At 71.3% G+C, this 24,573-nt stretch carries 21 protein-coding genes; 7 read left to right on the top strand and 14 right to left on the bottom strand.

Annotated elements, in window-relative coordinates; translation table 11 throughout:
• Positions 1-62: 62 nt before the first annotated feature.
• From K3769_RS35330 to K3769_RS35310, 5 genes are all read right to left on the bottom strand, one after another.
• On the bottom strand, positions 63-2,096 hold the full coding sequence (locus tag K3769_RS35330; RefSeq protein ID WP_267030294.1) for an endo-beta-N-acetylglucosaminidase: 2,034 nt from the start codon (positions 2,094-2,096) through the stop codon (positions 63-65).
• A gap of 55 nt (positions 2,097-2,151) precedes the next feature.
• On the bottom strand, positions 2,152-3,390 hold the full coding sequence (locus tag K3769_RS35325) for a glycoside hydrolase 5 family protein (RefSeq protein ID WP_267030293.1): 1,239 nt from the start codon (positions 3,388-3,390) through the stop codon (positions 2,152-2,154).
• Between the two features lie 127 nt (positions 3,391-3,517).
• Positions 3,518-4,417, bottom strand: coding sequence for a carbohydrate ABC transporter permease (locus tag K3769_RS35320; RefSeq protein ID WP_267031680.1), 900 nt, complete (start codon positions 4,415-4,417; stop codon positions 3,518-3,520).
• A 29-nt stretch (positions 4,418-4,446) separates the two neighbouring features.
• Complete coding sequence (locus K3769_RS35315; protein ID WP_267030292.1) at positions 4,447-5,445, bottom strand: carbohydrate ABC transporter permease; 999 nt, start codon at positions 5,443-5,445, stop codon at positions 4,447-4,449.
• A 5-nt stretch (positions 5,446-5,450) separates the two neighbouring features.
• Positions 5,451-6,734, bottom strand: coding sequence for an ABC transporter substrate-binding protein (locus K3769_RS35310; RefSeq protein ID WP_267031679.1), 1,284 nt, complete (start codon positions 6,732-6,734; stop codon positions 5,451-5,453).
• 243 nt (positions 6,735-6,977) lie between these two features.
• Here K3769_RS35310 and K3769_RS35305 point away from each other — a divergent pair, with 243 nt between their 5' ends.
• Positions 6,978-8,045, top strand: coding sequence for a LacI family DNA-binding transcriptional regulator (locus K3769_RS35305; protein WP_267030291.1), 1,068 nt, complete (start codon positions 6,978-6,980; stop codon positions 8,043-8,045).
• Positions 8,046-8,299: 254 nt separating this feature from the next.
• On the opposite strand, the gene K3769_RS35300 is transcribed toward K3769_RS35305, so the two are convergent.
• Positions 8,300-8,656 (bottom strand): RICIN domain-containing protein, encoded by a 357-nt coding sequence (locus K3769_RS35300; protein WP_308216426.1) that lies wholly within the window; start codon positions 8,654-8,656, stop codon positions 8,300-8,302.
• 397 nt (positions 8,657-9,053) lie between these two features.
• Here K3769_RS35300 and K3769_RS35295 point away from each other — a divergent pair, with 397 nt between their 5' ends.
• Positions 9,054-10,412, top strand: a complete 1,359-nt coding sequence (locus K3769_RS35295; protein WP_267030290.1) for an amidase — start codon at positions 9,054-9,056, stop codon at positions 10,410-10,412.
• Between the two features lie 135 nt (positions 10,413-10,547).
• On the opposite strand, the gene K3769_RS35290 is transcribed toward K3769_RS35295, so the two are convergent.
• Together K3769_RS35290 and K3769_RS35285 are read right to left on the bottom strand one after the other, a co-directional pair.
• On the bottom strand, positions 10,548-11,033 hold the full coding sequence (locus tag K3769_RS35290) for a GNAT family N-acetyltransferase (RefSeq protein WP_267030289.1): 486 nt from the start codon (positions 11,031-11,033) through the stop codon (positions 10,548-10,550).
• Between the two features lie 238 nt (positions 11,034-11,271).
• Positions 11,272-11,442, bottom strand: coding sequence for a hypothetical protein (locus K3769_RS35285; protein WP_267030288.1), 171 nt, complete (start codon positions 11,440-11,442; stop codon positions 11,272-11,274).
• Positions 11,443-11,806: 364 nt separating this feature from the next.
• Here K3769_RS35285 and K3769_RS35280 point away from each other — a divergent pair, with 364 nt between their 5' ends.
• From K3769_RS35280 to K3769_RS35265, 4 genes are all read left to right on the top strand, one after another.
• A complete protein-coding gene (locus K3769_RS35280) occupies positions 11,807-12,895 on the top strand; it encodes an S-(hydroxymethyl)mycothiol dehydrogenase (protein WP_267030287.1) in 1,089 nt (362 codons plus the stop codon).
• A complete protein-coding gene (locus K3769_RS35275; RefSeq protein WP_267030286.1) occupies positions 12,892-13,524 on the top strand; it encodes an MBL fold metallo-hydrolase in 633 nt (210 codons plus the stop codon). The genes K3769_RS35280 and K3769_RS35275 overlap by 4 nt, the downstream gene beginning before the upstream one ends.
• A gap of 124 nt (positions 13,525-13,648) precedes the next feature.
• Complete coding sequence (locus K3769_RS35270) at positions 13,649-14,161, top strand: hypothetical protein (protein ID WP_267030285.1); 513 nt, start codon at positions 13,649-13,651, stop codon at positions 14,159-14,161.
• A 70-nt stretch (positions 14,162-14,231) separates the two neighbouring features.
• The gene (locus K3769_RS35265; RefSeq protein WP_267030284.1) at positions 14,232-15,110 is read left to right on the top strand and encodes an SDR family oxidoreductase; all 879 of its coding nucleotides are present in this window, start codon (positions 14,232-14,234) and stop codon (positions 15,108-15,110) included.
• Here the strand turns inward: K3769_RS35265 and K3769_RS35260 are convergent.
• From K3769_RS35260 to K3769_RS35240, 5 genes are all read right to left on the bottom strand, one after another.
• Positions 15,089-16,621 (bottom strand): SDR family oxidoreductase, encoded by a 1,533-nt coding sequence (locus K3769_RS35260; RefSeq protein WP_267030283.1) that lies wholly within the window; start codon positions 16,619-16,621, stop codon positions 15,089-15,091. The genes K3769_RS35265 and K3769_RS35260 overlap by 22 nt on opposite strands.
• 149 nt (positions 16,622-16,770) lie before the next feature.
• Positions 16,771-18,195, bottom strand: coding sequence for a wax ester/triacylglycerol synthase family O-acyltransferase (locus tag K3769_RS35255; RefSeq protein ID WP_267030282.1), 1,425 nt, complete (start codon positions 18,193-18,195; stop codon positions 16,771-16,773).
• 191 nt (positions 18,196-18,386) lie between these two features.
• Positions 18,387-19,607: a glucose-1-phosphate adenylyltransferase gene (gene glgC / locus K3769_RS35250; protein ID WP_267030281.1), complete on the bottom strand. Its 1,221-nt coding sequence runs from the start codon at positions 19,605-19,607 to the stop codon at positions 18,387-18,389.
• Positions 19,608-19,658: 51 nt separating this feature from the next.
• Complete coding sequence (gene glgA, locus K3769_RS35245) at positions 19,659-20,810, bottom strand: glycogen synthase (protein ID WP_372515103.1); 1,152 nt, start codon at positions 20,808-20,810, stop codon at positions 19,659-19,661.
• 37 nt (positions 20,811-20,847) lie between these two features.
• Positions 20,848-21,621 carry a (2Fe-2S)-binding protein gene (locus K3769_RS35240; RefSeq protein ID WP_267030279.1) on the bottom strand — a complete coding sequence of 258 codons (774 nt, stop codon included), beginning with the start codon at positions 21,619-21,621 and terminating at the stop codon, positions 20,848-20,850.
• Positions 21,622-21,861: 240 nt separating this feature from the next.
• On the opposite strand from K3769_RS35240, the gene K3769_RS35235 reads away from it, so the two are divergent.
• Positions 21,862-23,148, top strand: a complete 1,287-nt coding sequence (locus tag K3769_RS35235; protein ID WP_267030278.1) for a DMT family transporter — start codon at positions 21,862-21,864, stop codon at positions 23,146-23,148.
• Here K3769_RS35235 and K3769_RS35230 read toward each other — a convergent pair.
• The gene (locus K3769_RS35230; protein ID WP_267030277.1) at positions 23,138-24,352 is read right to left on the bottom strand and encodes a transglycosylase family protein; all 1,215 of its coding nucleotides are present in this window, start codon (positions 24,350-24,352) and stop codon (positions 23,138-23,140) included. The genes K3769_RS35235 and K3769_RS35230 overlap by 11 nt on opposite strands.
• Positions 24,353-24,573: the final 221 nt, after the last annotated feature.

Genomic DNA, 24,573 nt, shown 5'->3' with positions numbered 1-24,573 from the left:
GGGTGCTCCGTAACTCCGTTGTGCGGGTTGTCGCTGTTACCGGTGGTACCGGTGGTCGGCGGTCACCAGGTGTGGGTCAGGGTCGCGGGGGCCGACGCGGTGTAAAGCTCCCCAACGGCCCGCAATTCGAACCTCGCCGCCGTCTCGCCTCCTTCGGCTGTCAGTCCTCCAACGAAGAAGGCCTGCTGAGCGGTTCCGCCGAGGAAGCGCCGGGTGCCGTCGGGCAGGACCCGGTGCAGCGTGTAATGGCGTACGCCCCCGCCGGTGGCCGCGCGCCAGGCGAGGCGCAGATCGCCGCCCGACGCACCCGTGACACTCGCGTCGACGGGGGTGCCGGGCGCCTGGGCGTCACCATCGCGTACGGCGAGGCCCCCGAGCCGCCACTTCACCGCGCCACCGTCCCCGGCGGCGGTGAGCCGGACCCCGAGGGCGTGCACCGTGGCGTCCGCCGGCAGCCCGGTCAGCCGTACGGTCGACGTCTCCCAGCCCTCACCGACGGTGACCGGGACGTACGTGTACGCGTACGGCTGCCCGGGGCCCGGCGGTTCGGCGGTGGCGACGGCCAGTTCGACACCCACGTCCCCCGAGTCGGTCCGGTGGGTCAGTTCGACGACCGTGTCGGCGCCGAGCGGCAGGCGGGTCGCGTAGAGGTCGAGGGTGGTGGGCGCGACCAGGGTGCCCTCGACCGGGACGCTGCTGCCACCCCGCCAGGCGTCCGCGAAGTCGAAGGTGACGGCGGGACGCTGCCCCGTCGTACGGGTGACCCAGCGCCGGGACGGCAGCCGGTCCTGGAGACCGAGATGGTTCCACTGCGCTGTCGACGTCACCCGGCCGTCCTCGTACCAGCGCAGTCCGTGCCCGGTGTTGAACGTGCTCGCGAACGGCAGTGCGGTGACCGTCGAGCGGTCGGCGACAAAGACGGCGGGTGCCCGCCAGGTGTCGGCGGTGTCGGGGCGGGCCGGATCGAGCGAACGACCGCTCCAGAAGCGGTCGTCGGCGGCGTGGAAGTCGCCGGGGGTGCGGGTGGCGGGCAGGTGGTTGCGGGTCCACTCCGGCCGGTAGAAGCCCACCGATACGACATGCGCCGAACCGCCGGGGACCATGGCGTCCCAGCTCACGGACCGGTTCCAGCCGTTGGCCTCGACATCGACGCCCGCCCACAGCTCGTAGCGGTCGCGGCCCATCTGCTGGGCGTTCGTCCCGGAGGAGGCGAGGCTGCTCGCCGACCAGCGGAAGTCGAGGAACATGGTGTCGGCGGCCTGGTAGAAGACCCTGTTCTGGTTGTTGAGGGCGCCCTGCCAGCTCACCGAGCCGCTCACGGTCATGGAGTCGTACCAGGTGACGCGCAGCCCCTTCGCCGTGCTGAGCGACTTCAGCTCGGTGAGGAAGCCGAGCATGTCGGTGGCGAGCGCCGCGTTCCCGCCGCCCGTCTCGGCGTTGACGAACCAGCCGTCGAAGCCGTACGCCTCGGCGACCGCGACGAGCTGGGCGGCCAGGGGGTAGTGCCCCGCCGCGTCCTTCTGCACCAGGTCGCGGGTCCACCGCAGCTGGCCGCCGTACGCGGCGGGCGGCAGGAACACATTGCCGAGGACGGGGACACCGTGCCGGTGGGCGGCGTCCACGATCGGCGCGTTCGGCGCGAGGATCAGGCCCTCGCCGGAGGAGCCGCCCCAGAAGACCAGCTCGTCGACGTAGCTCCAGTGGGTGAGCGCGTAGTAGTCGGCGGTGGCCCCGCCCTGTGAGGGGTTGCTCGCGGTGGGGCCGAAGGAGACCAGCGACTGGATACGGGCCTGTCCCGCGCGGGCCGTCGTGTTCACCGGCGTCGGGGTGAACCGTTCGGCGAGCGGCACGGACGCCGTGTTGAAGGCGAGGTCGGCGTCGGTCTCGGCGCTCCACGCCTTCAGGCTGCGCCAGGTGATGCCCGCGCCCGGTGAACCGGAGGGGAAGGAGTCCGGGTACCAGTAGGAGGCGTACGGCTGGGAGGCCGGGGCGGCGGCCTCGGCGGCGGGACCGGCGGCGGCCGGGCCCGCCGGGAGCAGGGCGGCGGCCGTCCCGGTGCCGGCGACGAGCAGCACGGTGCGTCTGGTGGGGTTCACGGGCAAGTGCCTCCTGGTGGGAGTTCTTGTTTCCTGTGGGGGGTCACGGAGGGGGTCACGGAACCTGTGCGGGAGTGACGACCTCGGTGATGCCTCGTGCGGTGAGGTGCTCCGCGTCGTGCGCGCGGGAGGCGAGGACGGTGGCCGGTCGGGCGCCGTCGGCGGTGAGCCGGAAGAACGCCTCGAACACCGGGCCGCCCGGCGCGCAGACGGAACGGCCGGCGGGGTCGTCGGGGACGACGAGCGCGGTGGTACGGGCCTTGGGCGGGTCCGGGTTCTCGCGGGCCGAGCGGGCGGCGCGGGCCAGCGCCCGCGCACTGTCCTTGGGACTGCGGTCGTTGCGCAGCAACCCGAGCCCGTACTCCAGTTCGGGGAAGTCGGTGAGGTCGCGGGACACGTCGTGGGAGCACCACCAGGTGATGCCCCACAGGTCCGGGCAGTCCAGGGCGTTCGCGACGGTCGCCTCGGTGAAGGCGGCGGCGTGCTCGGCGGGCACCAGCGGAGCCGGTGCGCCGACCTCCTGGAGCCAGACCGGGCGGGCCGGATCGTCGGCCCATGCCTTGCTCAGTTCGATCAGATAGGCGGCGTGGTGTTCGGTCGCGACGCCGGTACGTCCGTGCCGCTGGGCCGTGCCGTTGAAGACCCACGAGTGCACGGCGGTGACCGCGCCGCGCCGGGCGGCCTGGGCCGGGGTGAACGGCATGTCGTCCTGGTACCAGGTGGCGTCGTACTCCGCGTGCAGGTGCAGCCCGCCCGGGGCGCCCTTCTCGCACGCCGTGAGCATCCGCTCCAGCCAGGCGTCGATCGCCTCGGGCCCCGCCCGGTCGGGGTCGGGGTGCGGGCCCGCCGAGAACTGGTTGACCTCGTTGCCGACGGTCATCCCGATGAAGTTGGGCCGGTCGGCGAGGGCGGCGGCGAGGGTCCGCAGGTACTCGGCCTGCCCTTCGACGACCTCCGGGTCGGTGAAGAGGTTGCGCCGGTGCCAGGTCTGCGTCCAGGCGGGCAGGAAGTCGAAACTCGACAGGTGACCCTGCAGTCCGTCCACGTTGACGTCCAGGCCCCGCTCGGCCGCCGCGTCCGCCAGCGCCACGAGCTGTTCCACCGCACGCGGCCGGATCAGCGAGCGGTTCGGCTGGAAGTAGGGCCAGATCGGGAAGACCCGTATGTGGTCGAGACCGAGTGCGGCGATCGAGTCGAGGTCGGCGCGTACGGAGTCGAGGTCGAAGTCCAGCCAGTGATGGAACCACCCTTCACTCGGTGTGTAGTTGACGCCGAAGCGCACGGCAGAAGACATCCGGGTGTCCTAGTCCTGTTTCTGTGGTGCGTACGTACGTGGGGGGGTACGAGCTGCTCGCCAAGGAGAGGGGCGGCCGGCCCCCGCCCCGCAGGGGCGCGGGGAACTGCGCGACCACGCCCGGGGTTCACCCCTTCACCGCCCCCTCCCCCACCCCGCGGAAGAAGTACCGCTGGAGGCAGGCGAAGAGGGCGATCAGCGGCGCCACGGCGATGATCGTGCCCGCCGCGACCAGCCGTTCGTCGTTGGCGAAGGTGCCGTGCAGATAGTTGAGCCCGATGGTCAGGGTGAACTTGTCCGGGTCGCTGAGGACGATGAGCGGCCACAGGAAGTCGTCCCAGGCGCCCATGAAGGCGAAGATCGCGACGACGGCGAGCGTGCCCTTCACCGAGGGCAGCGCGATCCGCAGGAACCGCTGCCAGGTGTTCGCGCCGTCGACGAAGGCCGCCTCCTCGATCTCGTACGGCAGGTTGAGGAAGGCGTTGCGCATCAGAAGGACGTTCATCGCGCCGATGCAGCCGGGCAGGACGACCCCGATGAGGGTGTTGTTCAGGCCCAGTTCACGCATGGTCGTGAACTGGGCGATGATGATGCCCTCCACGGGCACGAGCATCGCGAGGATGAACACGAGCGTGGCGACCCTGCGGCCCCGGTAGCGCAGCCGGGCCAGCGCGTAGCCCGCGAGCGCCGCGCCGACGCAGTTCGTGACGACGTTGGCGGCGGCGACCTTCAGCGAGTTGAGGGCGTAGTCCCACACGGGGATGGTCTGCGCGACCCGGTCGTAGTTGTGCAGGGTCGGTTCGCCGGGCAGGAACTTGGGCGGCGAGCTGAAGATGTCCTCGGTCGGTCCCTTCAGCGAGGTGGAGAGCTGCCACAGGAACGGCCCGACGGTCAGCGCCAGCACGGCGAGCAACAACGCGTACCGCAGGGCGAGTTCCCACACCCGTACGTGTTTGCCGTGCTCGTCGGTGACGCGCTTGCGGCGACGCCGGCGGTCGCGCGGGTCCGCGTCCACCGCGGCCGGCACCTCGCGGCCCTGGTCGGTCTCGGCGACACTCACGCGTCCTCCTTCCGGTCGGCGCGCAGCACGAGCAGCATCAGCGCGACGGTGACGACGAAGACGACGACGGAGATGGCGGAGGCGTAGCCGACCCGGCCGGTGAGGCCGGTGCCGGTGCGCTGGACGAGCATCACCAGCGTGGTGTCCTCGCCCGCGGGGCCGCCGTCGGGCCCCGCCATCAGGTACACCTCGGAGAACACCTTGAAGGCGGCGACCGAGGAGAGCGCGCCGACCAGCACCATCGTGGAGCGGACGGCGGGCACGGTGACGGTGAGGAAGCGGCGGATCGCGCCCGCGCCGTCCACGGCCGCTGCCTCGTGCAGCTCGCGCGGCACGTTGGCGAAGGCGGCCAGGTAAATGATCATGTAGTAGCCGAGGCCCTTCCAGACCGTGACGGTCATGGCGCTCAGCAGGAGCAGCCACTGGTCGCTCAGGAAGCCGATCCTGCCGACGCCGACCGCCTCCAGCAGCGAGTTCACCAGGCCGCGTTCGTCCAGCAGCCACACCCAGATGAGGCCGACCACGACGATGGAGGCGACGACCGGGGTGTAGAAGGCCGACCGGAAGAAGGCGATGCCGGGGATGTTCTTCTGGACCAGCAGCGCGAGCAGCAGGGGCAGCAGGACGAGCGCGGGGACGACCCCGAGGACGTACAGCGTGCTGTTGCGCAGGCCGATCCAGAACATCTCGTCGTGCAGCAGTTCCCGGAAGTTGGCCAGGCCCACGAACTCGCCGGGGATCAGGGTCCGGCGGTCGGTGAAGGCGTTGACCACGGTCGAGACGAACGGATAGAGGATGAAGATGCCCACGACCAGCAGTCCCGGGGCGGCGAACAGCCAGGGGCTGGTGGGCAGTTGCCGCCGCACCCGGGCGACGGCCGCGACGGAACGTGCGCCGCCGTCGTTGCCGTCGCCGTCGCCGGTGGGAAGGGTCACGACCGACGCCCTGCCGGCGGAGACCTTGCCGGGGGAAGCCGTACCGGAGGAACTCGGCATGTCGGTCAGCCCTGCTGCTGGAGCAGGCGGTCACACGCCTTGACAGCGTTGTCGAGGGCTTCCTCGGGGCTCACCTTGCCCTGCAGCGCCTTGGCGACGTTGTTGCGCAGCTCGGTCTTCATCTGCTCGCTGAACAGCACCGGCGTGTAGTTGACGGCGTTCTTCAGGGACTTGGCGGCGGCGATCCGCACCCGCGTCTCGTCGGTGCCGTCCTCCTCGGTGAAGTACGGGTCGTCGAGCGAACCGGCGGTGCTCGGGAAGATCGCGACCTTCTTGGCGAACGACATCTGGTTCTGCGCGTCGGTGACGAAGTGCGCGAAGGCGACGGCGGCGGGCTTCTGCTTCGTCCGCGCGTTCACCATCACCCCCATCACGTACATGTTGACCTTGCCGGTGCTGGTGATCTGGTCGGTGATGCCGATGTTCTTGTAGAGGTTCGGCGCCTGCTTCTTGAAGTTGCCGAGGTCCAGCGCGCTGCCCGGGTTCATGGCGACGGCCCCGGTGAGGAACTTCTTCCCGGACGACTCGGGGGTGGCGGTCAGCGCCTGCGAGTCCAGTGCCTTGGCGTCGTACAACTCCTTGTACTTGGTGAGCAGTTCCACGCCCTTGGTGTCATTGAAGGCGAAGGCCGTGCCCTCCTTGTTCATCAGCTCGACGCCGTAGCGGCCGAAGTCCTCGATGGTGGGCACGTTCGCCAGGGTCGCGACCTTGCCGTCACTCTTGTCCGCCAGCTCCAGCGCGTCGTCGAAGAGTTCGCCGTACGTCTTCGGAGGCTTCGAGGCGTCCAGGCCGGCCTCCTTGAACAGCGACTTGTTGTAGAAGAGCGGGCCGGTGTTCAGGTACCACGGGAAGGCGTACGTGCCCTCCATGCCCGGTATCTCGTGGCTGGCCCACGCACCCGGCAGGTACTCCTTCTTGTACTTCGCGGCGGCCTTGTCGAGGTCGAGCGCGAGGCCCGCCTTGGCGAGCGGGGCGACGAGGTCCGGCGAGACGTTCACGACGTCGGGCAGGGTGCCGCCGGCCGCGTCGGCGCTGATCTTGTCGGCGTAGCCCTCGGCGGGCTGGTCGACCCACTTCACGTTCGTGCCGGGGTATTTCTTCTCGAAGTCGGCGACCAGGCCCTCGAAGTACGGCTTGAAGTTGGCGCGCAGGTTCCAGGTCTGGAAGGTGATGTCGCCCTCGACCTTGCCGGAGGCGTCCGTGGAACCGCTGTCGTCACCCCCGGAGCCGCAGGCGCTGAGCGGCAGGACCAGGGCGACGACAGCGGCGGCGAGTGCTCTGCGAGGCATGCGCACGGTGACCGGGCTCCTTTGCGACGGTGGAGGTCTGGGGTGACGGGCAGACCTTGCATCCATCCCGGTGGGGAAGTCAATGGATTCCGCCGCGCTAAATTCATTAGTTCGACATATGTGCAGGTCAGCGGTGCGCAGCCCACCTCTTGCCACCGATCACTAATGCGCTTTAGAGTGCTCGGACTCAAGCGCTTTAGTACTGGGCACCGTTGAGCACGTTTTCAGTGAAATGGGGAGCAGTTGCCAGCCAAGCGGTCTCCCGCGCGCCGGCCGACGATGAAGGACATCGCGCAGCGTGCCGGGGTCTCCGAGAGCGCGGTCTCCTTCGCGCTCAACGACCGGCCCGGGGTCTCCGAGATCACCCGGGACCGGGTGCGCCGGGTCGCCGAACAACTGGGCTGGCGGCCCAGTACGGCGGCGCGTCAGCTGTCCGGCGAGGGCACGGCGACGGTCGGCCTCGTCCTGGCGAGGCCCGCGGACACGCTCGGCGTGGACTCGTTCTTCCTGCAGCTCATCTCGGGCATCCAGGAGGTGCTGGCCGAGCGGCACCTCGGGCTGCTCTTCCAGGTGGTCGAGGACGTCGACGACGAGTGCGCGGTGTACCGGCGCTGGTGGGCCGAGCACCGCGTGGACGGGGTGCTGGTCGTCGACCCGCGGACCGACGACGCGCGACCCGGCCTGCTCGACGAGCTGGGTCTGCCCGCGGTGGTCATCGGCGGGGCGCCGGACGCGCGGCACCCCGGTCAGTCCACGGTCTGGGCGGACGACGCCGGGGCCATGGCGGCCGTCGTGGGGCGGCTGTACGAGCTGGGGCACCGGCGGATCGTGCACATCGCGGGGCTGCCGGGTCTCGCGCACACGGAGCGGCGGATCCGTACGCTGCGCGCCGAGGCGGACCGGCGCGGGCTCACCGAGGTGCGCTCGGTGACCACGGACTACTCCGACGCGGAGGGTGCGGCTGTCACGCGGCGCGTCCTGGAGGGCGGCGTACTGAAGGGCGGGTCGCCGCCGACGGCGCTGGTCTACGACAACGACGTGATGGCCGTCGCGGGGGTCGCCGCCGCGACGGAGCTGGGCTTCTCGGTGCCGGGTGACGTGTCGGTCGTGGCCTGGGAGGACTCGGCGCTGTGCCGCATGGTCAAGCCGTGGCTGTCGGCGCTGTCCCGGGACACGGTGTCCTTCGGGCGGACGGCGGCGGTGGAGTTGACGGCGCTGTTGGACGGGGGGCCTGCGCGGGCGGTGGGGGTGCCGGTGCCGGGGTTGATCGAACGGGACAGTACGGGGCCCTGCGGGCCCTGCGGGGCTTGAGTGGGGAGGGGGCGGGGGGTGGGTGTGTTTGTTGGGTGCGGGTCTGCCGTGGCTGAGCGCGCCGTTCCCCGCGCCCCTTTGGGGGTTGGGGTGCGGGGCGGTTCATTCGTGCGGGTCTGCCGTAGCTGAGCGCGCCGTGCCCCGCGCCCCTTGGGAGGGGGTGGCGGGCCCGTACCGAGGTCGGCAGCGCCGGTGGTGCGCGCGCCGAAGGGCAGATCACTCGGACAGAGGCAGTGAGCCGGCGCGGTTCCGCGTCATTCGGCGGTCAATCGCCATACGGCGGGCCGTCGCTGATCCGGCGGGTACTGGACGAGCCGCCCGTCACCGCTCACCGCCACGGCCATCTGCGTGATCGCGTTGGTGAGCCGGTAGCCGCCGCCCACCCGCTCCAACTGCCAGCGCTGCAGAGTGTTGCCGGCGTCGCAGGTCTGCTCGGACACCTCGATGCCCGGCTGGAGTGGCACGTTGAGTGTGAGCTCGCCGCCCCGCACCTCCAGACAGCCGTTCGCGGCGCGCAAGGTCACGTAACCGTCCGGGGTACGTCCGACCTCGGCGGTGAGACTCTTCGCCCCCGAGCGGAAGGTGTACGTGCCGTTCGCGACTCGCTCCACCCCACCACCGGCGACAAGACGTGTACCGCGCCGCGAGCAACAGGAGCGCCGCCACGAGACCGATCGGCCGGGACCACCATGGACGTGCGTTCCTGCCAGGACACGCACTCTCGACGTCCGTACGCACGGGCACCTCCCATTCATCGGAGGTGTGATGATTGGGCCGCCTGCAGAGCATGTCAATGGGGTGCCGGCGGGGCCCAGTCAGGCCAGTCGTCGGATGACCTGCCAGTCCATGCGTACGGCCGGGGCCACGCGGCGCCAAAAGTCCAAGAAGACCGCGGCGATTGTCCAAGCGCTTCCGGACCCGGCGGCCCTCGACGGGAGGACCCGTGCCGGGGCACAGTGCTTCCGTACCTGCGCCAGTGGGACCATGCCCTTGCCCCGAGGAGCCACCGTGACCAGCTGGGCCGGCCGGACCGCCACCGAGATCGCCGCCGCCGTCCGCGAGAAGCGGGTCACGCCGCGCGAGGTGGTGGCCGAGCACCTCGCGCGGATCGAGCTGCTCGACGCGCGCGTGGGCGCCTTCCGCCACGTACGCGCGGCGTCCGCGCTCACCGAGGCGGACGAGGTGGCGTCCCGGGCGGAGCTGGCCGGCCTGCCCCTGGCGGGCGTACCGGTGGCGGTCAAGGACAACCTGGCCGTACGCGGCGAGTCCACCCGCAACGGCAGCGCGGCGAGTCCGGACACCCCCGCGGCGGAGGACCACCCCACGGTGGCCAGGCTGCGAGCGGCGGGAGCCGTCGTGGTGGGTCTGACGAACGTCCCCGAGCTCTGTGTCTTCGGCACCACGGAGGGCGTGTACGGCACGGCCCGCAACCCGTGGGACACCACCCGCACCGCGGGCGGCTCCTCCGGCGGCAGCGCGGCGGCGGTCGCCGCCGGCCTGGTGCCCCTGGCGCTCGGCAACGACGGCATGGGCTCGTTGCGGATCCCCGCCGCCAACTGCGGCCTGATCGGCCTGAAGCCGGGCCCTGGCGTGATTCCGGCGGGCATCGGTCACGGCGACTGGTTCGGCATGTCCGAGAACGGACCACTGGCGACGACGGTCGAGGACACCCGGCTGATGTTCTCGGTCCTGGCCGCCACGGACGCCGTACACACCGAGGAGCCCACCGCCCTCTCGGTCGCCGTCTCCGTCCGCAGCCCCCTCGCGGGCGTCGCCGTCACCCGGCCCCACTCGGCCGCGGCCCGCGAGGCGGCCCGTTTGCTCGCCGGGGCTGGGCACCGGGTGCGTCGTGCGGACCCGCCGTATCCGGTGTGGCTGAGTACGACCTCGCTGGCGCACTGGACGGCCGGCACCGCGGTGGACGCGGAGGGGCTGGATCCGCGCCGCCTGGCACCCCGGACGCGAGCGCACGCGGCACTGGGGCGCCGGTTCGTGGACTCGGTACGAACCGGGGTGCGCCGACAGCAGCTGCGCGAACGGCTCGCCCCCTTCTTCGAGGAGCACGATGTCCTGCTCACGCCCGCGCTGGCCCGGCGGGGCCCCGCGGCGGCCGACTGGCACAAGCGGGGGTGGTTGCGAAACCTCCTGGTCAACACGTACTGCTCACCGCTGACACCACCGTGGAACCTCACGGGATGGCCGGCGATGGTGGTCCCGTTCGGGATGCTCCCGTCGGGCGTACCGGGGGCGGTCCAACTGGTGGGACGACCGGGAACCGAGGGGGTCCTCCTACACATCGCCGAGGAGCTGGAGGGATTGCGCCCCTGGACGCGGACAGCTCCGCTGGGGGCGAGGGTTACGGGGTGAGGGTTGTTGATAGGGCGCGGGCCGACCAGGGCTGGCCGCGCAGTTCCCCGCGCCCCCAAAAAACAGGACAACTGGACGCCCGCTCAAACGCACCCCGTACGCACCCTCCCGGCGCCCTCCATACTCAACGCACTCTCAAAGAAATCGGTGCATGACGTGGAGGGCGACTCTGCCGTGGGCCGGATGGGTGAAGGCGGCCGGAATCGTGCCCACGATCTCGAAGCCCAGAGAGACCCACAACTTGACGGCAGGGTTGGTCTCCACCACCGCGTTGAAGACCATCGCCCGATAACCGTCGGCCTCGGCCATCTGCAGGACGTGCTCGGCCAACGCCCTGCCGACGCCCCGACCTGTCCGGTCCGGGTCGACCATGAAACCCGCGTTGGCGACATCGGCGGCGGGACCGCCGTAATTGGGGGTGACGTAGGCGGAGCCCAGCACACCACCCGAGACCTCGTCCTCGGCGACGAACACGCGCTTGCCCGGCGCCATCCACAGGGCGCGGGCGTCCTCCTCGGAGGTCTCCGGGTCCCAGGCGTAGGTCTCCCCGGCGGCAACGATGCGGTGCCAGAAAGGCCAGATCCGCGGCCAGTCGTCCGCCACGGCGTCTCTGATCAGCATGAACCCGAGTGTGACACGCCCCCCGAACCCGACCGCGCCCCCTCCACCCCACCGGCCCGCACCCGCGAACACCGCGGGAGCGGGCCGTGCCGGTACGTCGAAGCCCGTCGCATAGGGCTCCTGCAATCGACCGAACTCTTCGATTCTTGGGGCAGTACACCCGGAAGGCGACGGGCTCGACGTACCGGCACGGCCCCGACCCACCCACTGCCCGCGGGCGGATCGGACCCGGCGACGATCAGTCCACGCTGGGCAGGATGTGCGGCTCGGCCAGGTCGTCCTCGTAGCCCGCCAGCCGGATGGGCGCGGACCTGGCCCACACGTCCAGGCTGCCGAGCTTCTCCGCCCGGTCCGTGACCTCTGTCCACTCCTTGAGACCTGGGTCGGGATTCGTCGTCTTCGGTGTCACCGCGCACTCCTTATGTGTCGGGTCACCCTCGGGACGCACAGGACCACTCCGCTGTCGGCCACCTGCGTCCACTCGGGTCTGAGCTAAGCACTTCGGACGCGGTGGCGCCGGTCAACTCACCTGAGAGCAGGCCGTGGTGACTGGCTTGTCCCGGGACGGACCGTGGGTGTGGGTGGGACCCGAACAGGCTGTCCGTCCCGCACAGAGTAACCAAATGAGCGGCCCTCCGCTCGATGGGGCTGAAAACAAGGTGTAACCATCTGGAGTCATCCGTGGTCATCTGGTTATCCACAGGCGCCGACGCACTCACCCACCCCTGTGCCAACATGATCAGCGCCCCACTGTCCATGTGAAGGAGCCCGACATGGCCGCCCAGCAGGTACGCGGTGTCATCGCCCCCGGCAAGAACGAGCCGGTGCAGATCCGGACGATCCTCATCCCCGACCCGGGTCCCGGCGAGGCCGTGGTGAAGATCCAGGCCTGCGGGGTCTGCCACACCGACCTGCACTACAAGCAGGGCGGCATCAGCGACGACTACCCCTTCCTCCTCGGCCACGAAGCGGCGGGCATCGTCGAGTCCGTCGGCGACGGCGTCACCGACGTCGCCCCCGGCGACTTCGTCGTCCTCAACTGGCGAGCGGTGTGCGGCCAGTGCCGCGCCTGCCTCCGCGGTCGCCCCTGGTACTGCTTCGACACGCACAACGCCAAGCAGAAGATGACCCTGGAGGACGGCACCGAGCTCTCCCCCGCCCTGGGCATCGGCGCCTTCGCCGAGAAGACCCTCGTCGCGGCCGGCCAGTGCACCAAGGTCGACCCGTCCGTGTCCCCGGCGGTCGCCGGCCTGCTCGGCTGCGGCGTGATGGCCGGCATCGGAGCGGCCATCAACACGGGCAACGTCGGCCGCGGCGACTCCGTCGCCGTCATCGGCTGCGGCGGCGTGGGCGACGCGGCGATCGCCGGGGCGAACCTCGCGGGCGCCGCGAAGATCATCGCCGTCGACATCGACGACCGGAAGCTGGAGAAGGCCCGCACGATGGGCGCCACCCACACCGTCAACTCGAAGGAGACGGACCCCGTCGAGGCGATCCGCGAGCTGACCGGCGGCTTCGGAGCGGACGTCGTCATCGAGGCGGTCGGCCGCCCGGAGACGTACAAGCAGGCGTTCTACGCCCGCGACCTCGCGGGCACGGTGGTCCTGGTAGGCGTCCCCACACCGGAGATGAAGCTCGAACTGCCCCTGCTGGACGTCTTCGGCCGCGGCGGCAGCCTGAAGTCCTCCTGGTACGGCGACTGCCTGCCCTCCCGGGACTTCCCGATGCTGATCGACCTCCACCAGCAGGGCCGCCTGGACCTCGCGGCCTTCGTCACGGAGACCATCACGCTCGACGACGTCGAGCAGGCCTTCGACCGCATGCACGGCGGCGACGTCCTGCGATCGGTGGTGGAGCTGTGACCACCGCACGCATCGAGCACCTGGTCACCTCCGGCACGTTCAGCCTGGACGGCGGCACCTGGGACGTCGACAACAACGTATGGATCGTGGGCGACGACACCGAGGCGGTCGTCATCGACGCGGCGCACGACGCGGACGCCATCGCGGACGCACTCGGCACCCGCACCCTGCGCGCGATCATCTGCACCCACGCGCACAACGACCACATCGACGCCGCACCGGCCCTGGCGGCCCGCACCGGCGCACCGATCCTGCTCCACCCCGACGACCTCCCGCTCTGGAAGCAGACGCACCCGGACCGCCTCCCGGACGGTGAGCTGTCCGACGGCGAGCGGCTGGCCGTGGCGGGCGTGGAGCTGACCGTCCTGCACACGCCGGGCCACGCCCCGGGGGCCGTGTGCCTGTACGCCCCGGAGCTGGGCACCGTCTTCACCGGCGACACGCTCTTCCAGGGCGGCCCCGGCGCGACGGGCCGGTCCTTCTCCCACTTCCCGACGATCGTGGAGTCGATCAGGACCCGCCTGCTCGACCTGCCCGCCGAGACGGTGGTCCGCACCGGCCACGGCGACACGACGACGGTCGGCGCCGAGGCCCCGAACCTCCAGGAGTGGATCGACAGGGGCCACTGATTGAGGCGGCGGGCTTCCGGACAGGCGTGCAGTTCAGTTCCCGTTGGCCCGGTTGAAATCTGGCCATGATCTGCTGGCGCGAGACGACGACCTTTCTCGCCTCGCCCGCAGGGAGGATTGGCGGATGGAGTTGCGCGGAGTCGAAGAGCTGATGGATCTGCTGCACGCCTGCCGAGGAGCCCGGGGCGCCGCCTGCCTCGGCGGTAGGGCGCTGCCGGTCGATCTGCACGATCACGCCCTGCAGACCGCCGCGCTGCTGCGCCGGAGCCGCCCGGCCGACAAGGAACTGCAGGTGGCCGGGCTGGTACATGTCGTCGGCCACCTGCTGCGGCCGGGCAGCCCCGCGGGCCGGGCCGACCTCGCGGCCGACACGGTCGGACCGCTGCTGGGCGAGCGGGTCTCCAGCCTCGTACGCCGCCACCTCCACCGGGAGGACCGGCCGTACGGGCCGCCCCCGTACGGGCCGCCTCCGGTCGGTCCGGTGCAGGACGCCGGGATCACGGAGGACGCGCTGCTCCTGCGCCAGGCCGACGAGTCGGCCCGTACCGTCGGCCTGGACGCCGGTGTGCTGGAGGACTGGCGCACGCTACTGGACCTCGTATCGGCCAATCACGCCCGCCTGGGCGCAACCGACTGACCCCTGCCCGACAGGCGGTGTTGGCCGCCGCCCCCTATTGGCTGACGACCCGTCATGAGACCGTACGCGGATGACATCGCCACCGCCGCCGCCATCGCCACGGCCGTCACCCTCACCGTCGCCATCCTCATGCGGATTCGAGGGCACGGCAGCCATCGTCACCGGCGCCTCGCGCGGCATCGGGCTGGCCGTCGCCGAGGCGTTCGTGGCGGCGGGCGCCCGGGTGTGTGTCACGGCACGGGACGCCGACGGGCTGACCCGGGCCACCGCGCGCCTGGGCGACGCCGTGGGCCTGGCCGGCAACGTCGCCGACCCGGCCCACCTGCGCCGGCTGACCGAGCTGGCGATGGACGAGTACGGCCGTATCGACGTGGTGGTGAACAACGCCGCGACCAATCAGCCGTACGGCCCGCTCATGGACGCCGACCCGGACCGGTGGCGCGAAGCGTTCACAGTCAACGTCGAGGCCCCGCTGCGGCTGACGCAGCACGCGTGGCGGGCCTGGATGCGCGCACACGGCGGTTCGGTGGTCAACATCTGCACCGAGGGGGCGACCCACGTCGGCCCCGGCCTCGGCGCCTACGCCACCAGCAAGGCGGCCCTGCTCCGCCTGACCCAGCAACTGGCGGGCGAACTCGCCCCGGCCGTCCGGGTCAACTCGGTCTCCCCCGGCCTCGTACGCACGGAGATGGCCCGCTTCGTCTGGGACAGCCCGGACCAGGAACCGGCCGCCGGACTCCCCCTCGGCCGCATCGGCGAACCGGAGGACATAGCCGCGGCCGTGCTGTGGCTGACCTCGGACGCGGCGGAGTGGATCACCGGCACGGACCTACTGGTGGACGGCGGCACGAGGGTCCGCCGCGCGTACTCCCCGCAGCAGGGGGCACCCCTCCAGGGGCACGGGGAACGGCGCGGCGGACTCGCGGACTACCACTTGCCCGGCGCGTAATCCTTCAGGAAGACCCCGAACAGGTCCTCCCCCTGCTCCCCGCGCACGATCGGGTCGTACACCCGCGCCGCCCCGTCGATGAGATCGAGCGGCGCGTGGAACCCCGCGTCGGCCAGCCGCATCTTGTCCGGATGCGGCCGCTCGTCCGTGATCCATCCCGTGTCGACGGCGGTCATCAGGATGCCGTCCTTCTCGAACATCTCCTGTGCGCTGGTGCGGGTGAGCATGTTGAGCGCGGCCTTGGCCATGTTGGTGTGCGGATGCCCGGCGCCCTTGTAACCGCGGTTGAAGACACCCTCCATCGCGGACACGTTCACGATGTACGTCCGTCCGGCCTCGGCCGCCGCCATCGCCCCCCGCAACCGGCTGATGAGGATGAACGGCGCGGTGGAGTTGCAGAGCTGGACCTCCAGCAGCTCGATCGGGGTGACCTCCTCGACCGCCTGGATCCAGCTGTTGGTGTCGTGCAGGTCGGGCACGAGCCCGCCCGCGTCGATGGCCGTACCGGCGGCGATCCGCTCCAGTGAGGCGGAGCCGGAGATCAGCGCGAGGTCGGTCACGTCCTGCGCGGTCAGCGCACCGCCCCCGGCCACGGGAAGCGCGGACACGGCCCCGGAGCCGAACGTCCCGATGACCTCGGCGGGCGGCAGTTCCCCGGCGGGCAGCGGTCCCGCTTCGGCGGCGAGCAGTTCGCTGTAGGCGCCCGGCGAGCGGCGTACCGTCTGGGCGGCGTTGTTGATCAGGATGTCGAGCGGCCCCGCGGCGGCGACCGAGTCGGCGAGCGCCACGACCTGGGCGGGGTCGCGCAGGTCGATGCCGACGATCTTGAGCCGGCCGATCCACTCGTCGCTGTCGGGCATGGCCTTGAACCGGCGGATCGCGTCGTTCGGGAAGCGCGTGGTGATCGTGGTGTGCGCGCCGTCGCGCAGCAGCCGCAGCGCGATGTACATGCCGATCTTGGCGCGTCCGCCGGTGAGCAGCGCGCGCTTGCCGGTCAGGTCGGTGCGGGCGTCGCGACGGGCACGGTTCTCGGCGGCGCACTTCTGGCAGAGCTGGTGGTAGAAGTAGTCGACCTCGGTGTAGCGGACCTTGCAGGTGTAGCAGGAGCGCGGGCGCTGGAGTATCCCCGCGATGGCGCCGGCCTCGGTGACGGACGACGGCAGGACGCCCTCGGTCTCGTCGTCGATGCGCTGGGCGGAGCCGGTGGCGGTGGCCTCGGTGACCGCCTTGTCGTGGGCGGTCTTGGCGGCCCTGCGGTCCTGGCGGCGGCGCTGCTTGACCGTGCGGTAGATCCCCGCGGTGGCGCGGCGCACGGCGATCGCGTCGGGGTGGTCGACGTCGATCTTGTCCAGCTCGTCGAGCACGGCGAGGCAGACGGCCAGCCGCTCCGGGTCGATACCCGGACCGTGCTCGCTCTCTGCACCCTGGTCGGTTCCGGGACCGTACGAACCGTCCGGGGCCTGTGCCGTGTCCACGGCGGGGGCCGCCTGGCTGTCGTCTGTCACCGTCATCGCCGTTGCCGTTCCTCGGGTTCTCGCGCGGCGCTCCGACCGCGCTCGCTCACGAAGGCGGAATTTTACAAAGCACAGGGCAAAGGCACCAAACCCGCGATGATCACCGCTCTCCCGCGGCGCTCTCCCGCAAGCCCGCCGGACATGTCTCAGGACACACAGGCGGCGTTCAGTTCCGCCACCTCCACCGTCAGCGACTTGGCCAGCAGGTCGAGGTCGGGGACGGCCTCCGCGTCGGCGACGAGTCCGTAGTGGACGCGTCCGCGGAACGTCGACACCGCGACCGCGAGGGCCTGGCCGCGGGCCAGCGGGGCGAGCGGGTACACCTCGGTCAGCGGGCAGCCGCCGAGCGTCATGCCCAGGCTGGGCAGCGGCACGCTGGTGACCAGGATGTCGAAGAGGAGCCGGGCCGCCCGGCCGACGACGGGCATGCCGAGCCGGTGGCCGATGGGCGGGACATGGTCGGCGAGCAGGGCGACGGCGCCCGCGCCCCGGTTCGGGCCCGCGTCCTTGTTGTGGTTCATGGCCGTCCGCACGGTGGCGAGCCGTGCGAGCGGGTCGGGGTCGTCGACGGGGAGCCGCATCAGATACCCGGAGAGCCGGTTGCCCTGCGGGTGCGCGGTGCGCGGGCGGCGTCGGGAGACGGGGATCAGGGCCCGGGGCGACACCCCGTCGCTGCCGTCGCCGCGCTCGTCGAGCCAGCGGCGCAGGGCGCCCGCGACGACGGCGATGAGGACGTCGTTGACGGTGCCGCCCACGCTCTTGCGGATCGTGTGGATCTCGTCGAGTTCCACGGCGACGCCCGCGATCCGGCGGGTGCCGGTGGGCTGGGAGACGAGGGCGGCGGAGGACCGTACGTCCAGGGTGGCGCGCGCGACGGAGGCGCCGATGTCGAGGGCTCGGCCCACGTCGGAGAGCGCGCCGCGGACCAGTCCCGGCAGCTTCGTCACCGCGGGGACGAGGCCGGAGAGGAGGCCGCGCGCGGGCTCCTCGGGGCGGGGGCGGGGCGCCGGCATGTCCATGGGGTCGAGGACGGCCGCCGCGAGCGCCAGGGCCCGCAGCCCGTCGGCCAGCGCGTGGTGGAACTTGAACAGCACCGCGAAGGAGGTGCCGTCCACGCCGGGCAGCACGTGGGCCTCCCACGGTGGCCTGTCGCGCTCCAGGGGCCGCTGCATGAGCGCGCCGGCGGCGGCGTGGAAGTCGGCGACGGGAGCGTGCAGCCGGACGTGGTCGAGCGGTTCGAAGTCGGGGGCGGCCTCCCGTGCGGCGCCGCCGAAGGCGAGCGGCCGGCGCGGTTCGAACCCCGACGCCTTCCGGAGGTCGAGCCCTTTCCGGAGGTCGAGCCCCTGCCGCAGGTCGAGCGGCTGCCAGAGGTCGCGGATCCGCATGCGCAGGCCGGGTACGCCGGCCGCGCGGGCCGCGAGCAGTTCGGCCGCGTGCCGGCCCGCGGCGGGCGAGTTGGCCGCGAAGATGCCCAGCGCGCCGAGGTGCATGGGGTGGGCGCGCGATTCGATGTTCCAGAAGGCCAGGTCGAGGGGTGCGAGGAGGTCGGAGTCCGCGGGCCTTGGATTCAATGGCTTGACTCTCGCGTGGACGACGGGTGAGTCAGCAGTCAATCCCGGCCGGACGATTACGGTCAAGTACGATCAAGCTACGCTCAGTTAACAGCAGATTAAGTCCCGCTCCCGCCGTCACCAGCGAACAGGAGCGGGACTGATGTGACGTAGGGGGCGTCCCGGGGTGGGCGACGTCACCCCGCCGCGCGCTACGGCACCTGCTGGCCCTTGCCGAGGGCTATCACGCCGTCCTTGGAGACCGTGTAGAGCTCCCGGTCCCGTTCCGGATTGACGCCTATGGTCGCGCCCGGCGGTACCTGCACGTTCTTGTCGAGGACCGCGCCGCGCACGACCGCGCCGCGCCCGATGTGCACGTTGTCGTGGAGGATCGACCCCTGGACGACGGCTCCCGGGTCGACCAGGACCCCCGGGGAGAGCACCGAGCGTGTGACCTGCCCCCGGATGAGACAGCCCGCGCTGATGATCGACTCGCTCGCGATGCCGCCCGCGTTGAACCGGGCCGGCGACATGTGCCCCGAGCTGGTGTAGATGGGCCAGCTGCGGTTGAAGAGGTTGAAGGCGGGCCGCTCGGCGATCAGGTCCATATGGGCGTCGTAGTACGCGTCCAGGGTGCCCACGTCACGCCAGTAGCCCTGGTCACGGGTGGTCTCGCCGGGCACGTGGTTGTCGCTGAAGTCGTAGAGCCCGGCCTCGCCGCGGTCGGTGAGCTGAGGGAGGATCGAACCGCCCATGTCGTGCACGGAATTCGCGTCCTCGGCGTCCCGTTGCAGCGCCTCTATCAGGGCCTTGGTGGTGAAGATGTAGTTGCCCATCGAGGCGAAGACGCACTCGGGGTCGTCCTGCAGGCCGGGCGGGTCCGCGGGCTTCTCCAGGAAGCGCTCCACCGTCTGCCCGTCCGTGCCCGGCGTGATCACCCCGAAGGACGACGACTCGGCCCGCGGGACGCGGATACCGGCCACGGTCACCCCCGCCCCGCTGTCGATGTGCTGGGCGAGCATCTGGCGCGGGTCCATGCGGTAGACGTGGTCGGCGCCGAACACCGCCACGTACTCGGGCTGCTCGTCGTACACGAGATTCAGGGACTGCAGGATCGCGTCGGCGCTGCCCAGGTACCAGCGCGGGCCGAGGCGCTGCTGCGCCGGGACGGGCGTCACGTAGTTGCCCAGCAGGCTCGACATCCGCCAGGTCGTGGTGACGTGCCGGTCAAGCGAGTGCGACTTGTACTGCGTCAGGACGCAGATGCGCAGAATGTCGGCGTTGACGAGGTTCGACAGCACGAAGTCGACAAGACGGTACGTGCCGCCGAACGTGACCGCTGGTTTGGCGCGGTCCGCGGTGAGGGGCATCAGGCGTTTGCCTTCCCCGCCCGCCAGCACGATCCCGAGCACCGAAGGTCCACCACGACGCATGGCCGCTCCCCTAACCCTCATTGATCCGTGCCTGCCGTCGGGCAGGCCGGACTACGCCTTTTTGAGGATCTCCTCGTAGAGCCGGACCGTCCGCCGGGCGACGGCGTCCCAGCCGAACTCCCCCACCGCGCGGTGCCGTCCGGCCTCGCCCATCCGCCGGGCGGCCCCGGCATCCCCGAGGACCGAGTCCAGCGCCTGCGCGAGTCCTGTCTCGAAGTCCTCGTCCACGGACACCAGTACCCCGGTTTCGCCGTCCTCAACGACCTCCGGGATGCCGCCGACCCGGGAGGCGACCACCGGGGTTCCGCAGGCCATCGCCTCCAGGTTGACGATGCCGAGCGGCTCGTAGACCGAGGGACAGACGAACACCGCGGCGTGCGTGAGGAGTTGGATGACCTCGGGGCGGGGCAGCATCTGCGGGATCCAGTGCACTCCCGCCCGCACCCGGCTCAGTTCCTCGAAGAGGACACGGAACTCCTGGTCGATCTCGGGGGTGTCCGGCGCGCCCGCGCAGAGCACGACCTGCGCGGCCGGGTCGATGTCGCGCACCGCGCGCAGCAGATGGGGCACGCCCTTCTGGCGGGTGATGCGGCCCACGAACAGCACGTACGGCCGGGAGGTGTCGAGGCCGAGCCGCTCCAGGACGTCCGTGCCGTGGTCCGGCCGGTAGAGGGTGGTGTCGATGCCGTTGTGCACGATGTGCACCTTGGCCGCGTCCAGGGACGGATAGCAGCCGAGGATGTCCTCGCGCATGGCCGCGGAGACGGCGATCACCCCGTCGGCGGACTCGATGGCGGTGCGCTCGGCCCAGCTGGAGAGGGCGTAACCGCCGCCCAGTTGCTCGGCCTTCCAGGGGCGCAGCGGCTCCAGCGAGTGGGCGGTCATGACGTGCGGGATGCCGTGCTGCAGCTTCGCGAGATGGCCGGCGAGGTTGGCGTACCAGGTGTGCGAGTGGACGAGGTCGCGATCCTCCAGCGCGGCGGCCATGGAGAGGTCCACGGAGAACGTGCGCAGCGCGTCGTTGGCGCCGTCGAGCACGGACCAGGGCCGGTGCCGGACCACCCCGCCGCCGGCGCCCTCGCCCCAGCAGTGCACCCCCAGGTCGGTGAGGGGCCTCAGCTCCCGGGCGAGGAACTCGACATGGACTCCCGCTCCGCCGTACACGTCCGGCGGATACTCCCGGGTCAGCAGTCCCACTCGCACCCGGAACCCCCTGTCTCTGCGGCTTGTTCCCACATGGTCACCCAGATGGGTCGGTTGGGGAAGAGCGCGGCGCCTTCGTGAAGCAGCAGTCGCCGCACACCCCGCCACCTGGTACCCGGTAATAGAGGCAGCAACTGCGCCGCCGGAAAACAGTTCCGGTCCAGTCGCCGGTGTCCCGCAGGTCGGGGTGGCCGAGGAGGTCGGCGGTCAGCGCGCGCACCCGAGCGCGTACGTCCGTACGGCCGTGGGCGGCGGCCCAGCCGTCCAGCAGGCGTGCGGTGCTCGCGAGGGCGGAGGCCGCGTTGCCCCGCAGCAGCCCCGCGGCCACCGGGTGGCGGGCTCGCAGCGCCACCGAGAGGGGTTCCAGGTGGCCGTCGTGCACGAGCCGCCGGATCGTCGCCGCGTCGCCGGGCAGCGCGCGCACCTCCGCCAGCCACAGGTCGTCGGGCGCGCTGCCGTCGGCGTCCCAGCGCAGCAGCGCGGGGTCCAGGTCGGGCACCCGGCCGTAGAGCACGGCCGCGCCCAGGGCCACGGACCACAGCCGGGCGGCGAGCCCCTGCTGCGCCACGGACACTCCGACGCGCGCCTCCGGCGCGGCCAGCAGCCGGACGACCTTGCGGACCCGGAAACCGAGTGGATCGGGCTCGTCGCCGCTGGGAAGCTCATCGGTGACATCGCGCGGCGCGGTCGCGTAGACCTCGGCGAGCGTCGGCAGCGGCGGTCGTCCGGCGCGTACCCGCGGTAGTCCCGTGCGCAGGGCGAAGAAGCCTTCGAGAGCGGCGAGCCGATCGAGGTCCGGATCGAGATTCACGAAGAACAAGTAGACCAAGGGGGCATAACGGCGCCGGAGGGCGGGTTGTACTTCGTGTCACCCGACCTGGGGAGGACTCGGCCCGAGTTGTACTCCATCGGCAGTAGGACCCAATGACTGCTCAGGGACGACGACACGGGACCTCTCACAAGGGATCGTCATCAGTATGGAAGCCGACCGTTCGCCGCACCGGACTCTTCACCCGCCGGAGCGCGTCCGCCACACGCAGAGGAGAGAGGCATGAGCGCACTGGTGCTTTCCGTCGTTCTCTCCCTCGTCTCCGCCGTCGCCTACGCGGGCGGGGCCATCGTGCAGGAACGCGTCGCGGCGACCACGCCCGACCGTACGTACGCCCCCATGCGCCAGCTCGCCTGGTGGGCCGCGGTCGGCCTGAACGCGCTCGGCGGACTGCTGCACGTGGTGGCGCTGGCCTACGGTCCGCTCAGCCTGGTCCAGCCGCTGGGCGCGCTGACCATCGTGTTCGCGCTGCCCATGGCCGCCGTGTTCGTCCGCCGCAGGGCCGGAGCCGCCGCCTGGCGGGGCGCGATCATGGCGACGGTCGGTCTGGCCGGCATCCTGGCCCTGGTCGGCACCGCCGACTCCCAGTCCCTGAACAGCGCCCAGCGCGTCGTGGTGGCCCTGGTCACCGGCGGTGCGGTGGTGGCGCTGATGACGGCGGCCCGCGCCGCGCACCGGCACCCGGCCGTACGCAGCGTGCTGCTCGCGATCGCGGCGGGTGTCGCCTTCGGTATGTCCTCGGTGTTCACGAAGACCGTCGCGGTGGACTGGACGGGCGGCGTCGCGCTCGCCGACCTGCCGAGCCTCGCCGTGATCGGTGTGCTGGCGACCGCCGGAATGCTGCTGTCCCAGGCCTCCTACCGGGGCGCCGGCCTCGCGGCCCCGCTGGCCACGCTGACCGTCGTGAACCCGATCGTGGCCGCCGCGGTGGGGCTGACGATGTTCGGCGAGACGTTCCGCTACGGCGAGACGGGCACCATGCTTGCCCTCGGCTGCGGGGTCGTCGCCGCGGGCGGCCTGATCCTGCTCACCACGGAGCGGATCAGCGGCTCGGAGCGTACGCGGCCGGTCGCGCCGGTTCCCTCGGGTGCCGCGCTTTTTCCTCCCGAGCAGCCCGCCACCGCCACCGTCTCCGCCGAGCGGCTGGTCTCCTCGGGAGCGCGGGACACGGCGTATACGTCGGTGGGTGCACGAGAGGGATCGTTCACGGTGCCTGCGGTGCGCACCGAGTCGCTCACACCGGCGGCACGCACGGATCACGGCGTACGTGAGCAGGCGCGCCCGCCCGGCCGGGAGGGGACGCCGGTGGCGGCCGGGGGGATGCTCGCCGCCGGACGCGAGAGGGCCCTGGCCGCCCCGCCCGGGTCCAACGGGCCCCCGCCGCCCGACGACGACCTGCTGCCGGACGGCCCGGACGGGTTGGTGTGGCCCGAAGGCCTCTCCTACGGCCTTCCGTGCCTGCCCCTGCTGCCCGCCCCGATGATGCTGCGCGCCTGCGTCAAATCCTGACGCCGCCGGCGCGCAGGTACGCGACCGGATCGATGTCGCTGCCGAAACCGGGCCCCGTCCGCACCTCGAAGTGCAGATGCGGGCCCGAACTGTTGCCCGTGGAGCCGGACCGGCCGATGCGCTGGCCGGCACCCACACTCTGCCCGGCCTTCACGGAGATCGCGGACAGATGGGCGTACTGGGTGTAGCGGCCGTCGCCGTGCCTGACCACCACCTGGTAGCCGAAAGAGCCGCCCCATCCCGCCGTCACCACGCTGCCGGCCCCGACCGACTTCACGGACGTGCCGGTCGGCACCGGGAAGTCGACGCCCGTGTGGTAGCCCTTGGACCAGGAGGAACCCGCGGCGTGGTACGGAGTCCCGGTGCCGGCGCTCACCGGGGCGGTGAGGGTGTGGGTGGCGGAGTGGGTCTTCTTCTCCGCCTTCTCCCCGGCCCTCTCTGCCTTCTCCGCCTTTTCCGCCTTTTCCGCCTTCTCCTTCTTGGCCTTGTCGTCCTTCTTCTGCTTCTGGTCCTTCGTCCGTGTCTTGCCGGACGTCGACGGGCTGCCGTTCGAACCGGGCGCCTTGCCGTGCAGGCTCAGCCGCTGGCCGGGCACGATCAGGTCCGGGTCGCCGCCGACGGTCTTGCGGTTGGCTTCGTACAACTGCCGCCAGCCGCCGGGTATCTTCCGGGTGCCCGCGATCTCGGAGAGCGTGTCGCCGTGCACGACCGTGTACATCTCGGCGGTCCCCGCCCGGGACTGGGGCGTGGTCTGCGGCTGTACGTCGGCCTTGCGCTTGGTGGTCTGCGTGGAGGCGCCCGAGGGACTGATGTCGGGGTCGCCGCCACCGCGGGTGAGGCCCGCCCGCTGCGAGCAGGTGGGCCAGGCGCCCGGCCCCTGGCTGTCCAGGACCTTCTCGGCGACGGCGATCTGCTGGTCCTTGGTGGCGAGGTCGGCGCGGGCCGCGTAGGCCCGGCCGCCGTAGGCCTCCCAGGTGGACCGGCTGAACTGGAGCCCGCCGTAGTAGCCGTTGCCCGTGTTGATGTGCCAGTTGCTGGTGGACTCGCAGGCGGCGACCTTGTTCCAGGTGTCCACGTCGGCCGCGTTCGCGACGCCGGTCCCGATGAGCGGTATCGCCATTCCGGCACCGCCCACCGTGACAGTGAGTGACGCGCGGTTGATCCTGTTGGGCTGATACCGGCGGTGCCGGCCGCGTACGGCCATGAAGGTGCCCCCTCAACAAGCGTCAGGAGCGGCAAAAGTAAACGCTGCTAACAGGCCATGACAAGAGGGCAATCAGCCTCCCTGTCCCGCCAAGTGACCAGGAATGCGCCTTCGTTCGCGACGGTCGGCACCCATGCCGGTGGCACGTACGCGGGTGAAGTTCGCCGGGAGGGTGAGGCGAGGGCGCCTCATCTGCGTACACATCGTCGGCAAGGCAGGAT

Origin of the sequence: Streptomyces ortus, from assembly GCF_026341275.1 — a bacterium.
In the GTDB taxonomy this organism is placed as follows: domain Bacteria; phylum Actinomycetota; class Actinomycetes; order Streptomycetales; family Streptomycetaceae; genus Streptomyces; species Streptomyces ortus.
This window is presented reverse-complemented; position numbering and strand designations above follow the sequence as displayed.